The sequence below is a fragment of the Mesorhizobium sp. M7A.F.Ca.MR.245.00.0.0 genome, assembly GCF_003997415.1.
GTDB lineage: Bacteria > Pseudomonadota > Alphaproteobacteria > Rhizobiales > Rhizobiaceae > Mesorhizobium.
Genome location: NZ_RZTE01000002.1, coordinates 326,414 through 341,506, shown reverse-complemented (window position 1 = coordinate 341,506; position 15,093 = coordinate 326,414). Strand labels below are relative to the sequence as shown.

Annotated in this window: 16 protein-coding genes and 1 pseudogene; 15 read left to right on the top strand and 2 right to left on the bottom strand. The window is 62.5% G+C overall.

Features of this window, described 5'->3' with window-relative positions; genetic code table 11:
• The 7 genes from EOB80_RS04690 to EOB80_RS04660 form a co-directional block, all read left to right on the top strand.
• Positions 1 to 1,132, top strand: a 1,132-nt coding sequence (locus EOB80_RS04690) for a hypothetical protein (RefSeq protein ID WP_245466241.1), incomplete at its 5' end; no start/stop codon positions are given.
• A 435-nt stretch (positions 1,133 to 1,567) separates the two neighbouring features.
• On the top strand, positions 1,568 to 3,190 hold the full coding sequence (locus EOB80_RS04685) for a DUF2778 domain-containing protein (protein ID WP_127326813.1): 1,623 nt from the start codon (positions 1,568 to 1,570) through the stop codon (positions 3,188 to 3,190).
• 128 nt (positions 3,191 to 3,318) lie between these two features.
• Positions 3,319 to 6,495, top strand: a complete 3,177-nt coding sequence (gene uvrB / locus EOB80_RS04680) for an excinuclease ABC subunit UvrB (protein ID WP_127326812.1) — start codon at positions 3,319 to 3,321, stop codon at positions 6,493 to 6,495.
• 390 nt (positions 6,496 to 6,885) lie between these two features.
• Complete coding sequence (locus EOB80_RS04675) at positions 6,886 to 8,412, top strand: ABC-F family ATP-binding cassette domain-containing protein (RefSeq protein WP_127326811.1); 1,527 nt, start codon at positions 6,886 to 6,888, stop codon at positions 8,410 to 8,412.
• Positions 8,413 to 8,491: 79 nt separating this feature from the next.
• Positions 8,492 to 8,770 (top strand): type II toxin-antitoxin system RelE/ParE family toxin, encoded by a 279-nt coding sequence (locus EOB80_RS04670; protein ID WP_127326810.1) that lies wholly within the window; start codon positions 8,492 to 8,494, stop codon positions 8,768 to 8,770.
• 27 nt (positions 8,771 to 8,797) lie between these two features.
• A complete protein-coding gene (locus EOB80_RS04665) occupies positions 8,798 to 9,106 on the top strand; it encodes a HigA family addiction module antitoxin (protein WP_127268663.1) in 309 nt (102 codons plus the stop codon).
• A 135-nt stretch (positions 9,107 to 9,241) separates the two neighbouring features.
• Complete coding sequence (locus EOB80_RS04660) at positions 9,242 to 9,400, top strand: hypothetical protein (protein ID WP_127268662.1); 159 nt, start codon at positions 9,242 to 9,244, stop codon at positions 9,398 to 9,400.
• Between the two features lie 16 nt (positions 9,401 to 9,416).
• Here EOB80_RS04660 and EOB80_RS04655 read toward each other — a convergent pair.
• Positions 9,417 to 10,029: pseudogene (locus EOB80_RS04655) on the bottom strand (glutathione S-transferase family protein).
• Between the two features lie 237 nt (positions 10,030 to 10,266).
• On the opposite strand from EOB80_RS04655, the gene EOB80_RS04650 reads away from it, so the two are divergent.
• Positions 10,267 to 10,695 (top strand): glyoxalase/bleomycin resistance/extradiol dioxygenase family protein, encoded by a 429-nt coding sequence (locus tag EOB80_RS04650; protein ID WP_127268665.1) that lies wholly within the window; start codon positions 10,267 to 10,269, stop codon positions 10,693 to 10,695.
• Between the two features lie 75 nt (positions 10,696 to 10,770).
• Positions 10,771 to 11,124, top strand: a complete 354-nt coding sequence (locus EOB80_RS04645) for a DUF1428 family protein (protein ID WP_023809794.1) — start codon at positions 10,771 to 10,773, stop codon at positions 11,122 to 11,124.
• 144 nt (positions 11,125 to 11,268) lie between these two features.
• On the opposite strand, the gene EOB80_RS04640 is transcribed toward EOB80_RS04645, so the two are convergent.
• A complete protein-coding gene (locus EOB80_RS04640; protein WP_245466240.1) occupies positions 11,269 to 12,891 on the bottom strand; it encodes a tetratricopeptide repeat-containing sulfotransferase family protein in 1,623 nt (540 codons plus the stop codon).
• Positions 12,892 to 13,030: 139 nt separating this feature from the next.
• On the opposite strand from EOB80_RS04640, the gene EOB80_RS34450 reads away from it, so the two are divergent.
• The 6 genes from EOB80_RS34450 to EOB80_RS04615 all read left to right on the top strand — a co-directional run bounded on the left by EOB80_RS34450 (position 13,031) and on the right by EOB80_RS04615 (position 15,003).
• The gene (locus EOB80_RS34450) at positions 13,031 to 13,396 is read left to right on the top strand and encodes a hypothetical protein (RefSeq protein ID WP_164762508.1); all 366 of its coding nucleotides are present in this window, start codon (positions 13,031 to 13,033) and stop codon (positions 13,394 to 13,396) included.
• Between the two features lie 219 nt (positions 13,397 to 13,615).
• Positions 13,616 to 13,816 carry a cold-shock protein gene (locus EOB80_RS04630; RefSeq protein ID WP_127326808.1) on the top strand — a complete coding sequence of 67 codons (201 nt, stop codon included), beginning with the start codon at positions 13,616 to 13,618 and terminating at the stop codon, positions 13,814 to 13,816.
• A gap of 144 nt (positions 13,817 to 13,960) precedes the next feature.
• The gene (locus EOB80_RS04625) at positions 13,961 to 14,230 is read left to right on the top strand and encodes a hypothetical protein (RefSeq protein WP_127326807.1); all 270 of its coding nucleotides are present in this window, start codon (positions 13,961 to 13,963) and stop codon (positions 14,228 to 14,230) included.
• Positions 14,227 to 14,508, top strand: coding sequence for a hypothetical protein (locus EOB80_RS04620; RefSeq protein ID WP_127323161.1), 282 nt, complete (start codon positions 14,227 to 14,229; stop codon positions 14,506 to 14,508). Before EOB80_RS04625 ends, EOB80_RS04620 begins: the two co-directional genes overlap by 4 nt.
• A gap of 39 nt (positions 14,509 to 14,547) precedes the next feature.
• Positions 14,548 to 14,685, top strand: a complete 138-nt coding sequence (locus EOB80_RS34445) for a hypothetical protein (protein WP_164482279.1) — start codon at positions 14,548 to 14,550, stop codon at positions 14,683 to 14,685.
• 99 nt (positions 14,686 to 14,784) lie between these two features.
• Positions 14,785 to 15,003 (top strand): hypothetical protein, encoded by a 219-nt coding sequence (locus tag EOB80_RS04615; RefSeq protein ID WP_127270522.1) that lies wholly within the window; start codon positions 14,785 to 14,787, stop codon positions 15,001 to 15,003.
• Positions 15,004 to 15,093: the final 90 nt, after the last annotated feature.

Sequence of the window (15,093 nt, the reverse complement as noted above, 5' to 3'; positions counted from 1 at the left end):
GTCTATGCTGGAGACCGCCGCGCCAAAAGACCCGGCGTCCGCCTATGCGGCCGGGGCGGGCGAGTTCTTCACCGCACTGGAGATCCTGGCTACCGGCCTGCACCGTCATGGTTTCGAAAGCCCGCAATCCTTCATGCTGCCGCTGATGCGGTTGCCGGTGCCCGAGAATCCCAATCCAGAGCCGCTGACTTACGAGCAGTTCCGCGCCATCCTGGTGGGCTTCCGCGACCGGCTGGAGAAATCCGTGGCAACGTTTGCGTCGGTGCCGCCCGATGCCGATATCGGCATGGTGATCGATCTCACCCGTGCGGGCATCGACCTCAACGAGGACGGCACCATCGCGCCGGACGAGAGCATGGCGGCGATCATTGCCGGGTTGTCACGCGGCGGCATTACATCGGACGATGCCATTCCCACGCTCACCTTCCGTTTCGACCGCGCCGACGGATACTGGCTGCAGGGCTATGCCGAGTTCCTGATGGCGCAGGCCGATTTCTGGCTTGCGCATGATTTCAGGAGCACCTTCGACGGCTCGTTCCACATGCTGTTCCCGCGCGCCAAGCTGCCGTTGCAGGATATTCTGGTGCCGCCGGCCGGCGACATGGGCTCGAGCATCTTCTCGTCGGAATGGCGCATCGCCGATTTCATCTCGATGGTGCATCTCGTCAACTGGCCGGTGGTCGAACCGGCGCGCCGGCAAGCGGCGCGCCGCCATTTGCTGGAAATGATCCGGCTGTCGCGTGAGGACTGGAAGGCGATCCGTGCCGAGACCGACAATGACCGCGAATGGCTGCCTGGACCGCAGCAGAAGGGCGAGAACCCACTCACCGGCCTCGAAGTCGGCGAGGAGCAGGTTCAGGCCTGGCTCGCCGCCTTGACCATGGCCGAGGATCTCCTGGAAGGCCGCAAGCTGCTGCCGCATTTCCGCGTCACCGCCAGCACTGGCCTAGGCATCAACATGAAGCGCTTCTTCGATGACCCGAAAAACTTCGATCTGGTGCTGTCGATCACCGGCCCGGCCATCGCGCCCTACCTCGAAAGCGGCGAACTCGTGACCAGCGACGATTTCGACCAGATCCAGCGCCAGTTCGGCGGCGGCGGGTTTTTGACGTTTGCGCTCTGGTTCAACTGAGGACGGGCTGCTTCAGGCCCTTCCGCAGGGGAAATCTTGGCAAGACCGGCAACATTTTTACTGGAAGCAGGCGCCTTTCCCAGGCGATGTCTGCTGGCAGTCACTCACTGCAGATGCCGCGCGAAGGCGCTTCGCAAAAATTAGCAGCGGCTGTTTTGCTTGACTCGGCCGCCAAAAACAGGCAGCAAAACCAGGTCGGAAGGGCGACAACACCACTTTCCTGGCCGTGGACGAAGCCAAATTTGGCCCAAATCCACATCTCGTCGTTGGTTTTGAGAGGAATTGATTAACCAACTTTGTCCATATTTTGAAGCAATCGGCAACCAACTACAGACGCGGCAAACGCGTCGGGGACCACCTGGGATCACTCACAGAATGGTCGTCGCGGCTCTCAAGGCCACGTACGGGGAAACCGATTGAAGCGAGATTGGTTGCATGGCGTTGTTGAGTACACACAAAAAAAACCGGGGACAGCGTGAGGGCGGCGAGTTCGTCGATGCTCCGCGTTCCTCTTCCTTCAACGCTGGCCGGGTGGCTCGCTGGGTCGCGCTGCCTTGCGCCAGCACCGCCATCGGCCTTTGGCTGATCGGCACCATGGCCGGCCTCAGTTCCGTCGGCGCCTCGCTGTCGGCGACTTCGGTTGGCCTGCCCCAGACGCTGTCCATGCCGGGATCGCTCGCACTTACCGATCCGCTGAAACAGCACTTTTTGAAAGCACCCTTCGTGCTGGCCAATGCCAATGGCGGCACTCAGGCCCTGCATGATCATTCGGTGCAGTGCGGCGCCAGCTGTTTCAAGCTGGCCAGGGTAAGCTCGCAGGCGGAAAAATCCGAACGCCTTGTGGCGCAGGCAAAGCCGACGCCCGCCGCCGTGAAGTCGAAGGCGCAGGAGCGCTTTGAACGCATGGAAGCGTCGCTTTCGCCGATGAAGCTGGCCGCTGCCTTTGCCGACGCCGGAAAGCCTGCCGCCACTGCCAACACGCGCCCGGTGATCTCCACCGTCGCACCGCGAATTGCCGAGGCGTCGCTAGTGCCGTCCGTCCAGGTCACGGCCAGCCTGTCCGATAACATGCCAGTTCCGGCAGCCGAACGTTTCGCCCGGCTGGATACCGGCTCGGTGGTCGTGCAGACCGCACCGCCGCCGATGGGCTTTGCCCAATCCGATACGCCTGACAATTCGCAGTTGGCCCTTGCCCTCGTGCAGTCGCTGCCGGTCGACGCCGAGGCGTTTGCCTCACCGCTGCCGATCGAGGAATCGTCAGCCGATATCGCGGTTTCGCCCGTCGAAACCCAGCAGGATCAACCCGGCGATGCCGCCTCGCTGCCGGACGCGCTGACCGACGACGTGCCGTTGCCGACCCGCCGCCCGCAATTCGACCCGCCGCAGCCCAAAATCGTGCAGCAGCAGCCTAAGCCGGTCCAGCAGCCCAAATCTGTTCAGCAGCCCAAGCCCGCCCAGCAATCGAAGCCGGCGCGTGAGACGGTCCAGCAGGCCCAGCCGGCAAAACCGGCGCGGCAAGGCCGGCCGGCCGATGGCGGCGATGTGCTGGCCTACGCCAAGCCGGACACGCCTTCGGGCGGCCTTGGCAAGGCGTTCAGAAATCTGTTCAACTCGCCGGGATCCAGAAGCGGCGCCGGCAATGGCGTCGCCGTCTACGATATCAGCGCCGCCACCGTCTACATGCCTGACGGCTCAAGGCTCGAGGCGCATTCTGGCATCGGCGCGATGACGGACCAGCCGCGCTATGCCGACCAGAAGAACCGCGGACCGACACCGCCCAACACCTACAATCTGTCGCTGCGCGAGTCGCGCTTTCATGGTGTGGAGGCCTTGCGCCTGACGCCGGTCGATGGCCGCAACAAGTACAATCGCGACGGGTTTCTGGCCCATACGTATCTGCTTCGGGGCCGCTACGCCCAGTCGAGCGGCTGCGTCGCCTTCAAGGATTATGCGCGTTTCCTCGCCGCCTTCAAGAAGGGCAAGATCAAACGCCTCGTCGTGGTGCCGCGCCTGAACGGGTCGGCGACGCAGGTCGCATCAGCCGCCAGGGGCGTGTAGCGACAAGAGGCTTTCGGGCGTACCTTCCCGCCTGCTCCTGACAGCCTGCTGTCAGGAGCAGCGCTGTCCGGCACGCCTCTCCCCACCGCGCTCTTTCCATTTTGGCCAGGAAATCCCATATTCGGGACATGGCCAAATCTCCCGATCAGAAAACGTCGCCGACGGCGAATGACGACCGCGCCGCGCCGAAGCGCCGCAGCCCGCTGACCGATTTCCTGGACGCTTCGGAACCGCTGCACAGAGGCGGCTTCGCCGAGATGCCGCAGCCGGAGCTCTCTGGCACGCCGCTGACCGGTTCGATCGCGGATTGGGCCGAGCAGATCGAGCAGGAGGCCGAGAAGGAAGGGCGTCTTGCCGGCAAGGGCGACGGCGGCAAATCGCCGAAGCCGTCGAAGAAGATACCCGAGCGTTCAAGCTCGCCGGGACGCAGTTCGCGCGGCACCTCGATGGGTGGGGCGGCGACGGCGAGGGAGCGCACGGCAGCGGGCCTCAACCCGGTCGCGGGTCTCGACATTTCGCTGGAAGACGCCGAGACCATGGCTTCGGGCAGCGTCACCGCGACGGTGGCGGCACTGTCGGCGCTGATCGAATCCGGCAATCCGCTGCACAAGGACGGTGTGCTGTGGACGCCGCACCGCCCTGCCCGCCCGGAAAAGTCCGAAGGCGGCATTGCCATCAAGATGGTGTCGGACTTCGAGCCGGCCGGCGATCAGCCGACCGCGATCAAGGATCTGGTCGAAGGCGTCGACAACAACGACCGGACCCAGGTGCTGCTCGGCGTCACCGGCTCCGGAAAAACCTTCACCATGGCCAAGGTGATCGAGGAGACGCAGCGCCCTGCCTTGATCCTGGCGCCGAACAAGACGCTGGCGGCGCAGCTCTATTCCGAGTTCAAGAAATTCTTCCCGGAAAACGCCGTCGAGTATTTCGTCTCCTACTACGACTATTACCAGCCGGAAGCCTACGTCCCGCGCACCGACACCTTCATCGAGAAGGAATCTTCGATCAACGAGCAGATCGACCGCATGCGCCATTCGGCGACGCGTTCGCTGCTCGAGCGCGACGACGTCATCATCGTCGCCTCGGTGTCCTGCATCTACGGTATCGGCTCGGTCGAGACCTACACGGCGATGACCTTCCAGATGCAGATCGGCGACCGGCTCGACCAGCGCGCGCTGCTCGCCGATCTCGTCGCCCAGCAGTACAAGCGCCAGGACATCAATTTCGTCCGCGGCTCGTTCCGGGTGCGCGGCGACACGATCGAGATCTTCCCGGCGCACCTGGAAGACCGCGCCTGGCGCATCTCGATGTTCGGCGACGAGATCGAGCAGATCACCGAGTTCGACCCGCTGACCGGCCAGAAGACCGGCGAGCTGAAAAGCGTCAAGATCTACGCCAATTCGCACTATGTGACGCCGCGCCCGACGCTGAACCAGGCGATCAAGTCGATCAAGGAAGAGCTCAAGCACCGGCTGGTCGAACTCGAGCGGGCCGGCCGCCTGCTTGAGGCGCAGCGGCTGGAACAGCGCTGCCGCTTCGACCTCGAGATGCTGGAGGCCACCGGCTCCTGCGCCGGCATCGAGAACTATTCGCGCTATCTCACCGGCCGCCAGCCGGGTGATCCGCCGCCGACGCTGTTCGAGTACATTCCCGACAACGCGCTGGTCTTCATCGACGAAAGCCATGTCACCGTGCCGCAGATCGGCGGCATGTATCGCGGCGACTTTCGCCGCAAGGCGACACTGGCCGAATACGGCTTCCGTCTGCCGTCCTGCATGGACAACCGGCCGCTGCGCTTTGAGGAATGGGATGCCATGCGTCCGCTTTCGGTCGCCGTCTCGGCGACCCCTGGCGGCTGGGAAATGGAGCAGGCCGGCGGCGTCTTCGCCGAACAGGTCATCCGCCCGACCGGCCTGATCGATCCTCCGGTCGAGGTTCGCCCGGCCAAGACCCAGGTCGACGATGTCGTCGGCGAAATCCGCGACACCACCAAGGCCGGCTACCGCACGCTGGTGACGGTGCTGACCAAGCGCATGGCCGAGGATTTGACCGAATATCTGCATGAACAAGGCATCCGTGTCCGCTACATGCACTCCGACATCGACACGCTGGAGCGCATCGAGATCCTGCGCGATTTGCGCCTCGGCGCCTTCGACGTGCTGGTCGGCATCAACCTGCTGCGCGAGGGCCTCGACATTCCCGAATGCGGCTTCGTCGCCATTCTCGACGCCGACAAGGAAGGTTTCCTGCGCTCGGAAACCTCACTGATCCAGACCATCGGCCGCGCCGCCAGAAACGTCGACGGCAAGGTCATCCTCTATGCCGACCAGGTGACCGGCTCGATGGAACGGGCGATGGCCGAAACCAACCGCCGCCGCGAAAAGCAGGTGGAGTGGAACGCGGCCAACGGCATCACCCCGGAATCGGTCAAGTCGCGCATCTCCGACATCCTGGATTCGGTCTACGAAAAAGACCATGTCCGCGCCGACATCTCGCAGTTCACCGACAGCGCCGGCGCCATGATGGGCAACAATCTGAAGGCCCATCTCGACGCGATGGAGAAACAGATGCGCGATGCCGCCGCCAATCTCGACTTCGAGAAGGCGGCTCGTATCCGCGACGAGATCAAGCGTCTGCGAGAGATGGAATTGTCCATCTCCGAAGACCCACTGGCCAAATACGCCGATATGGAAAGTCCTGCCTCAGGCCGCGAAAAGGGCAAGCACAACAAGGGCGTGGCCAAACATCGGACAGCAGAGGAACAGGAGCGTTTCCGCAAGCTCGACGCGGCGCGTGCCGCAGAAGAGGCGGCCAAGGCTGCCCGGCCCAACCTCTTCCGCAAGCCTGATCTCGACGAGATGGGCGCCGACGGCGCCGTACCGGTGAAGAAGCCGCTGTTTTCGAAACCCTCGATCGACGATATGGGCCCGGGCACCGACATGCCGACGCCGGCCGGCGCGGTGTCACGCTCGCTGTTCAAGAAACAGTCGGCCGAAGAGGCGCACGGCTCCGACTTCGGCATTCCCGGCGACGTCACCAAGCCACTGTTCAAGAAGAACTCGCTCGATGAAATGACTGTACGGCGGACGGAAAAGCCGGTCGAAGGAAAAGTGCCGGCCAAGCCGCAGCCAATCTCCCCCCAAGTGGGGGAGATGCCCGGCAGGGCAGAGGGGGGCGCGAAGGAACGCGACGATTCCGCTAAGCCAATCGTTCGCCAGCGCGCCGGCATCGGCTCATACGAGGATCCAGGCGACGCACGCCGCGACAAACGCCGGCCGGGGAAGACGGGACGGCCGGGGAAGTAGGTTCAAATTATTCGAAATGCCGGCGGGACAGCGCCCCCCTCTGTCCTGCCGGATATCTCCCCCACTAGGGGGAGATTGGCAGCTTCACCGCATCGCTCCCTCCTGGGCCGCCCCCCTTGCCACCAGCCTCGCCTTTGGTGTAATCGCTCCACACACTCGAACGTCTTGAAAGGAGGGCTCACGTGTTTACGTTTCATCGTCACCATCGTCAGCGTGGCCCGATTTCTGCCCTGCGAGCTAGCTTGCAGGGCTGACCAGGGACGGTCCGGGTTTTTCCCGCTTCGATTTTTTGGTCTGCCCTTCGTGGTGTTGCAACGCCGAGCCTGATGGCCAGCACGCGCACCGTCAAAGTGGACCGGAGATGTCTCCGGCAAGACCAGAGAAATCAAAATGGCCCTGATCAGCCTCAAATCCCTCGGCGTCACCATGAGTGCGCCGCTGTTTGCCAATCTCGACCTCACCATCGGCTCCGGCGACCGGCTCGGCATTGTCGCCGCCAATGGCCGCGGCAAGTCGACCTTGCTGAAATGCCTGACCGGCGAGATGGAGCCGACCTCCGGTGACATCACCCGCACGCGCGGCCTGCGCGTCGGTCATGTCGAGCAATCCATTGCCCCGGCCCTTCTCAGCCGCAGCTTCCATCAGGTCGTGGCCGACGCCTTGCCGCCCGAGCAGGCTGAAAGCGAGTTGTGGCGCGTCGACGTGGTTCTCGATTCACTCGACGTGCCGGAGCCGATGCGCGAGCGGCCAATGCAGGCGCTGAGCGGCGGTTGGCAGAGACTGGCGCTGATCGCCCGCGCCTGGGTGACAGATCCGGACGTGCTGCTGCTCGACGAGCCGACCAACCATCTCGACCTTGCTCGCATCAGCCAGTTGGAAACCTGGCTCAACGCATTGCCGCGTGAGGTGCCGGTCGTCATTGCCAGCCACGACCGCGCCTTTCTCGACGCCGCCACCAACCGGACGCTGTTCCTGCGCCCGGAACAGTCGCCCGTGTTTGCCTTGCCCTATTCCCGCGCCAGGCGGGCGCTCGACGAGGTCGACGCCTCGACCGAGCGCAAGTTCCAGCGCGACATGAAGGTGGCGCAGCAATTGCGCCGGCAGGCGGCCAAGCTCAACAACATCGGCATCAATTCAGGCAGCGACCTGCTGACGGTCAAGACCAGGCAACTCAGCCAGCGGGCCGAAAAACTGGAGGAAGCGGCGAACCCGGCGCATCGCGAGAAGTCGGCGGGTGCCATAAAACTGGCCAATCGCGGCACCCACGCCAAAGTGCTGATCACGCTCGATGACGCGGCTGTCGAAACACCCGATGGCACGCTGCTGTTTCGGACCGGCAAGCGCCACATCTGCCAGGGCAACCGCATCGTGCTGCTAGGCCGCAACGGCGTCGGCAAGTCGCGCTTCGTCACCCTGATCCGCAATGCCATTGTCGAACCGGACACGGTGCGGAATGTGAAGGTGACGCCGTCAACGGTGCTCGGCTACAGCGATCAGGCGCTGTCGGGCATCAGCGGCGACGACACGCCGCTGGCGATGGTCTCGCGCCGCTACGATGTCGGCGAGCAGCGCGCACGGTCGTTGCTGGCCGGCGCCGGCGTGGTCATCGAGATGCAGGAGAAAAAGATCGGCGTGCTGTCCGGCGGCCAGAAGGCACGGCTGATGATGCTGGCGCTGAGGCTCGCCAATCCCAACTTCTATCTGCTGGACGAGCCGACCAACCACCTCGACATCGACGGCCAGGAAGCGCTGGAAGCGGAACTCCTGGCGCATCAGGCAAGCTGTGTGCTCGCCTCGCACGACCGCTCCTTCATCCGCGCCATCGGCAACCGCTTCTGGCTGATCGACAAACGAAAGCTGACCGAAGTCGAGGACCCCGAGGAGTTCTTCCGCTCAGTGGCCGAAACGGCAGGATGAGGCCAACGGAGGTCGACTGGCATGTAAATTATTTGCTTACAGACCTTGTTTCTTGTAAGCAATCTGTTTACACATATCGATGACCAAGTCCTTCAAGAACAAGGCGCTGTCGGACCTCTTTCGAACCGGAAAGACCGGCAAGATCGACGCCAAGATGCACAAGCGCATTCTTGTCCGGCTTGACCGCCTGGAAGCTTCGAAGAAGCCGGAGGAGATGAACCTCCCCGGCTTCGATTTCCACCCGCTGAAAGGCTTCGATCCCATCCGCTACACGGTCCACGTCAACGGCCCGTGGTGCATCACATTCGAGTTCGACGGCAAGGACGCCGCCCGCGTCGATTTCGAGCAATATCACTGAGGCGGCCAGATTGGAGAAGTTCGACTTATGACCGTGCACGAGCCGACGCGTCCTATTGAGCGTTGTCCCTCCCACCCGGGAGCGCTGCTTGAGGACATTATCCCGGCAACTGGAAAGACCAAGGTGGAAATTGCAAATCTGCTCGGGATCTCCCGGCAGCAGCTCTATGACATCATCCGCGAAAAGAAGCCGGTTTCGCCGGCTGTGGCCGCTCGCCTCGGGAAGCTGTTCGGCGACGGCGCCGCGATCTGGCTTCGAATGCAAGCGGCTTTCGATGCTTGGCACGCAGAGCGTGAAGTTGATGTTTCAGCGATCCCTACGCTCAGGGTTGCGTAGGTCCGCACGGCAGCATTCGGACAGACCATCAGACGCCGCGATAAAAAATCTCGACGGTCTGTCGGATAGCCTCAGCCCATCGCGTCCTTGGGATGCCGACACGATGATGCCGGCGCCAACCCAGGGAGAATTATCATGTCGGTTCTTTCATCCATCGGTCGCGTCGCAACCCGGTATGCGGCAGCGCGCGCTCGTCACCGCAGCGAGCGCATCCTGCTTTCGCTGCCGGCCTCGCTACGCAAGGATATCGGCTTTCCGGACGTCTTCGACGCGCAGAACGGCCGCCGCCCCTGACCTCGCGAGGCGCCAGTCAGTCATGCGTATCACCTGAAAGCGGTGTCGCCTGCATCGATACGCGTTTTTCGAAAGCCTCGAACCAGTGCGTCAGCCGCGCCCGCGAGCGAAAAGGCGGCAGGTGGCGGAACGCCATCCAGGACAGCGTGGTGGCCAAGGCGATGTGGCCGACATGGAGCGGTGCCTCGTCGTCCAGCGCGCTTTCGATCCAGTCGTAGCTCGCCTCGATCTTTTCCCGGTATCCGTCGGCGAGAGCACCATAGCGCAGCTTTTCGGGTCTCCTTTCTGTCTCCCAGCGCAAAGCGATGCCTGTCTGCGCGAGGCCCTGGGCGACCGACTGAAGCCGCAACGCCTGCCAGCGCGCCTCGCCGTCCTGCGGCAGCAGCTTGCGGCCGTCATGCAGTGTGTCGAGATAGGCGCAGATAACATCGGAATCGAAGATCGGCGACGCGTTGGGCCGCAACAGCACCGGCACTTTGCCGAGGGGATTCGGCGTAGACGCGCGCATTGCGCAGGGTCGGACTGGTCTCGTGATGAATGACCTCCAGCCGATCGGCAATGCCGGCCTCATGGGCAAAGACGAGCGCCTTGCGCGCGAAGGGTGAGTGGGTCTGATAGTAGAGGATCATTGTCGTCCTGGGGTTGAAGAGGCGTTCGCGTGATCCATCTGTTCTAGCCTGCGAGCCGAGAGAATTGCGCTCTGATTGGGCGCCGCCGACGCAAGTTCGTTTCACGCCTCTCGCTCGAGCCCGCGGCTGTCCGGGATTATCAAGGGCGACCGCCAAAAAAATTTCGCCGCCATGTAGGATCGCCGCCGTCCGATCCGTCCTATGGCTCGCAAGGCCAAACGCAAAGAGGAACAACAAATGACTGATCAGACCCCCGTTCAGCCCGCGGCCAAAGTGCTCGGCGGATTGACCCCCTATCTGCAGCTGGATGGCGCCTTCAAGGCTGCCGAATTCTACAAGAAGGCCTTCGGCGCGGAGCAGGTCTTTGCCTACCCGGCGGACGAAAAAGGCCGCACCATGCACATTCACCTCCACATCAATGGCTCGACCCTCATGCTCTCCGATTTCTATCCGGAAAACGGAATGCCCGCCGTCAAGCCGCAGGGTTACACCATGCAGCTTCACCTCGGCAGCGACGACATCGAAGCCTGGTGGAAGCGCGCCGTCGATGCCGGCTGCGAAGTCGCCGTGCCGCTCCAAGTCATGTTCTGGGGCGATCAGTGGGGCAATATGCGCGACCCGTTCGGGGTCGAATGGGCGATGAACGCGCCGGTGAAGAAAGCCTGATCTGCCGCCGATGGCCCGAGCCCCTCACCGGCCGGCGCCGGTGAGGCCCTGTGAACTTCCAGGAGGAGATCCAAAATGTCCTATGTCGATGGTTTCGTACTTGCCGTATCCAAGGCAAAACTCGATGACTACAAGAAGCTGGCCAACCTCGCAGGGCCTATCTGGAGGGAACACGGCGCGCTCGCCTATGTCGAATGCATCGGCGACGACGTGCCCTATGGCGAGGTCACGTCCTTCCCGCGTGCCGTGCAGGCCAAGGACGACGAGATCGTCGTCTTCGCCTGGGCCGTCTATGAGTCGCGGGAGAGCCGCGATGCCGTCATGGCCAAGGTGATGGCAGATCCCCGCTTGAAGGCCGATTGGGCGGACATGCCGTTCGACGGCAAGCGCATGATCTTCGGTGGCTTCAAGCCATTCATTGAGCTTTGAGCAGCCGGTAACAGATTAGAAGAAGCCTCTCAGCTTCGTCATCCTAGGGCGAAGCAGGAGCGAAGCTCCGTCGCGAAGACCTTAGGATCACGACGCGGGTGCTTAGGCCATCGCTAAGGCCACGATCAGCTAGATAGCGTTGCGCTAATCCAGCTTGTCCAGCAGCGGCTTGAGCCGGTCTCCATAGCGCTTCCACAGATCGACCGATCCCTGATACATCGGCTGGCGCACCTGTGCGGCTGAAGCCGTGCGAACCGGTCGGTCGGTCTCGTGGAACGATAGTGCCGCGTCGTCCCAGGGCAGGCCAAGATGAGCGATCAATGCCCGCGTCTGTCCGTCCTGGTCGGCGACAAAATCCTCGTAGCGTACATCATGCACGACGCCCGGCAGCACCGTGTGCCAATGCCTCATGATGTCGGTGTAGAGATTGTGGAAGTCGGCGAGCTCGCCGAGATCGTAGCCATAGCGATGGCTGTCGCCGCGGAAATGCACCTTGTAGATCGACAGGCAGGTGGCCGCCGCATCGCGCGCGCAGTGGATGATCCTGGCCTTCGGCATCATCATGTGGATGAAGCCGACAAGCAGGAAGTTGCCTGGCATTTTGTCGGTGACGTGACGCATGTTCGGATAGCGGGCATGCAGCATGTCGAGATAGGCTTGGCCTGCCTCGGCAAAATCCGCATCGCCCATATCCGATACGCCCCATGGGAAGCCACCCGGCATGGTCGCCGGGAACTGCCTGCCGACCGCCTTCTTCAAGATGCTGAGCTCGCCTGCGCCATAGACCTCCGGATGGCTGGCAATGATCTGCTCGACCAGCGTCGTGCCCGAACGCGGCATGCCGACAATGAAGATCGGCGTGTCGTCGCTGATTGAGCTGGGCCTGTGCTTCTCGAAGAAGCCGGCATCGAAGGTGGCCTTCATCGCCTCGAATTCGGCCCGCGTCCTGGCCTGGTCGTAGTTGATGCCTTTGCGGCGGATCGCATTGCCTTCGGCGAAATAGTCGAAGGCCCGGCCATAATCCCTGAGATCGTCATTCGCCTTGCCGAGTCCGAAGGACAGCTGCATGCGTGCCAGGCTGTCCTGCGGCGCTTTGGCATGCTGGGCTTCCATGCCCCCAAGCTCGCTGTCGCGCTCCTTCTGGCGCTTGACCTGCGTCAGCATCAGCCAGGCTGTGGCCATGGCGGGGTTGATCGCCAACGCCTGCCGGAACAGGTCGGCCGCCTCGTCGAGCTTGCCCTTTTCCATCAGCCCGACGCCGAGCCCGTGCAGCAGGTCGGCATCCTTGGGGCGTATCGCCAGCGCTTCGCGGAAGACGGCGAGCGCCTCATCCAGCCGCCCGGCTTCCTGCAGGGTTTCGGCAAGCCCGATGCGGGCGCGCACGTGAAATGGGTTGCGTGCAACCGTGCCGCGATAAATCTCTTCGGCCTCTTCGAACTGGCCGACCTGCTTCAGCGATGAGCCGAGATTGTCGCGCGCCGCGAGCTGGTCCGGCCGCAGATCCACCGCACCGCGGAAGAAATCGATGGCCGCAGCAGGGCGGCCGAGGTCGCGCATCACCGTACCGAAATTGTTGAGGAAATCGGGATTCGTCGGCTGCAGGCTCACCGACCGTTCGATGAGATCCAGCCCTTCTTCGCTGCGCCCGGTCTGGTGCAGCAGCAGTCCCAGGAAATGCGCCGCGGCCGCATGCTTGGGCTGACGCGCCAGCACCTGCCGGTAGATCGTCTCAGCCTCTTGCCGGCGCCCCGCCTGATGCAGTTGCAACGCCTGCTGCACATACTGGTCGAGGCCCAGCGGCGGCTGTCCGCCTGCGCCAGACCTGGCTCCCGCACCCGCCGCTCGTCTTTGATCTCTGTTGATGGGAAACCTGCCGTGTTTTATCCGCCTGTGGCGATCTAGGCCATTGGCGCGCCAGGTTCAAGGCTTCGCTTGCTGTCTCGCCCTTTCGTCGGTGCGGAAAGATCAAATCAGGCGATTGGTCTCGGCAACCTGCCTGGCACGCCGAACCGTTCCATCGGTGTCGGCGATCCTTCGCTTTGCCGCCTCGTCACTTCTGACAGTCAGCCGCGGCGACAGGACAACCATCGGCTTTGCCATTACCGGCTTTGCGACCGGCGTGATCGTTACGGGGGTGCCTGTTGGCGTCTTTACGGACATCTCGAGGTCTCCTTCTTCAACTCACAAGAAAAATGAAAATACCGGGAGAATTATTCCCGCTAAGCTTCAAACAGTTTTTGAATTGTACGAATTTGTATCATCATTTTTCTGATAGTTACAGCGCGCAATTTTTTGAATGAAGCCCATTTTTATTTTAAAACGCCTTGATTAAATTACAACAAAGACCTATCTGTGCAGGATCGCTTTGGGCCAGAATTGGCATCTCGCGGCGTCAGAGGTTCTCGGCCCGCCAATCTCATTCCAAATCATCGATACCGGGCGCGCGGCATATTCGCTCCGCGCGACCATTCTCTTTCTTCGAAAGACCGACATGAACACCGGAACCGTGAAGTTCTACAATGGTCAGACCGGCTTCATTCAGCCGACCGATGGCGGCAAGGACGTCTTTGTCCATGTCAGCGCACTGGAGCGCGCCGGCTTCCCCGGCCTCGCCGAAGGCCAGAAGCTGCAGTTCGAGTTGGAGCGTGACACCAAGGGCCGCGAGTCGGCCGCCAATTTGCAATTGATCTGATCCGGCCGAATTCGATGAACGCTGACCACGGATGTACTGGCAGCTCTCGAAAGAGGCTTATTTCCAGCGACTGCCGGAAATAGGAAAGCGGGGCTCGTCCCCGCTTTTTTGTTTTCAGGACCGCTGCTTTGCATAGGTAAGACAATGCCGGACCGCACCACCCACTCCATCGCGCACTTCACCGCACCTTTCGTGCTCGGCGGACTGGAAGGGCAGCTGCCTGCCGGCGACTACGACATCGACCACGACGAAGAGCTGATCGAGGGCATGTCGCGGCTTGCCTGGCGCCGCGTCGCCACTTTCATCCATCTGCCGGCAAGGGCAGCGAAAAGCCCGCCCACCAGCCAGCTTGTCGCCATCGATTACCTCGAACTCGAAACAGCGCTGAAGCGCGACAGGGAGAATGCAGCATGATCCGTTTCCAGCAGAATGCGCGCCCGCGCACCGACACGCCCGCGCACCAGTTTGCAATCGGTCAGACCGTGCGCATGAAGAGCCGCACCGGCCTCGTCCAGAAGACCGCCGAACTGTTCCAGATCAAGAGCAGGCTGCCGGTCAAGGATGGTTCGCCGCAATACCGCATCCGCAGCGAGCAGGAGACCTATGAGCGGGTCACCACCGAAGACAATCTCGAACCGGCAGATCCGGTTGTTGCCGACAACCCCGTTGTTGCCAGCAACCCGCTCGTCTGAGACCCCACCGCCAAGCCAACACTGAAGCAGGAGCACGACATGTCCAAAGGTCAACAGCGTAGCAACCGCGAGACACGCAAGCCGAAGAAGGACAAGGTCGTGGCAAAGCCCGCCTCCCCGTTCGGTTCGTCGGTCAAGCAGGCGGAGAGCAGCTTGAAGCCGAAGTCGAAAGGCTGACAAACTGGAGGGCGCGCCTCGTGCGCCCTTTCCGTCGTCCTCTGTGAGGTGGCGAATTGACTGGACAGGCCTGCGCAATGCTCTACCACGGAGGCGCGCTTGAATTTCGTCATCGAGTTCTACCGGTTGCGCGACGCCGACGAAGCCACTCTCGACAAGGTATCGCTGGAGGCGCCGAACCTGCGCGCCGCGCTGCAGGACGCCACCGCGCTGTTCCACACGCTGGCGATGCCGCAAATCCCCGATCGCCTGCGCATCTGCGACGACAGTGGCAGCGAGCTCTATGCCGGCCCGGCCGACGGCGCCTATCCGGTTTAGAGCAGCGGTGCTGCCCCACGACTCCATTAAAGTTCACGTAAGATCGAGGCCCTAAGATCCGCCTGAACCGGGCCGCTGCCGCGATTGGTG

Bases quoted from the DNA above. Each gene is read 5' to 3' on its own strand.
- EOB80_RS04685 (WP_127326813.1), top strand. From the start codon at position 1,568: ATGGCGTTGTTGAGTACACACAAAAAAAACCGGGGACAGCGTGAGGGC.
- uvrB (WP_127326812.1), top strand. From the start codon at position 3,319: ATGGCCAAATCTCCCGATCAGAAAACGTCGCCGACGGCGAATGACGAC.
- EOB80_RS04675 (WP_127326811.1), top strand. From the start codon at position 6,886: ATGGCCCTGATCAGCCTCAAATCCCTCGGCGTCACCATGAGTGCGCCG.
- EOB80_RS04670 (WP_127326810.1), top strand. From the start codon at position 8,492: ATGACCAAGTCCTTCAAGAACAAGGCGCTGTCGGACCTCTTTCGAACC.
- EOB80_RS04665 (WP_127268663.1), top strand. From the start codon at position 8,798: ATGACCGTGCACGAGCCGACGCGTCCTATTGAGCGTTGTCCCTCCCAC.
- EOB80_RS04660 (WP_127268662.1), top strand. From the start codon at position 9,242: ATGTCGGTTCTTTCATCCATCGGTCGCGTCGCAACCCGGTATGCGGCA.
- EOB80_RS04650 (WP_127268665.1), top strand. From the start codon at position 10,267: ATGACTGATCAGACCCCCGTTCAGCCCGCGGCCAAAGTGCTCGGCGGA.
- EOB80_RS04645 (WP_023809794.1), top strand. From the start codon at position 10,771: ATGTCCTATGTCGATGGTTTCGTACTTGCCGTATCCAAGGCAAAACTC.
- EOB80_RS04630 (WP_127326808.1), top strand. From the start codon at position 13,616: ATGAACACCGGAACCGTGAAGTTCTACAATGGTCAGACCGGCTTCATT.
- EOB80_RS04625 (WP_127326807.1), top strand. From the start codon at position 13,961: ATGCCGGACCGCACCACCCACTCCATCGCGCACTTCACCGCACCTTTC.
- EOB80_RS04620 (WP_127323161.1), top strand. From the start codon at position 14,227: ATGATCCGTTTCCAGCAGAATGCGCGCCCGCGCACCGACACGCCCGCG.
- EOB80_RS34445 (WP_164482279.1), top strand. From the start codon at position 14,548: ATGTCCAAAGGTCAACAGCGTAGCAACCGCGAGACACGCAAGCCGAAG.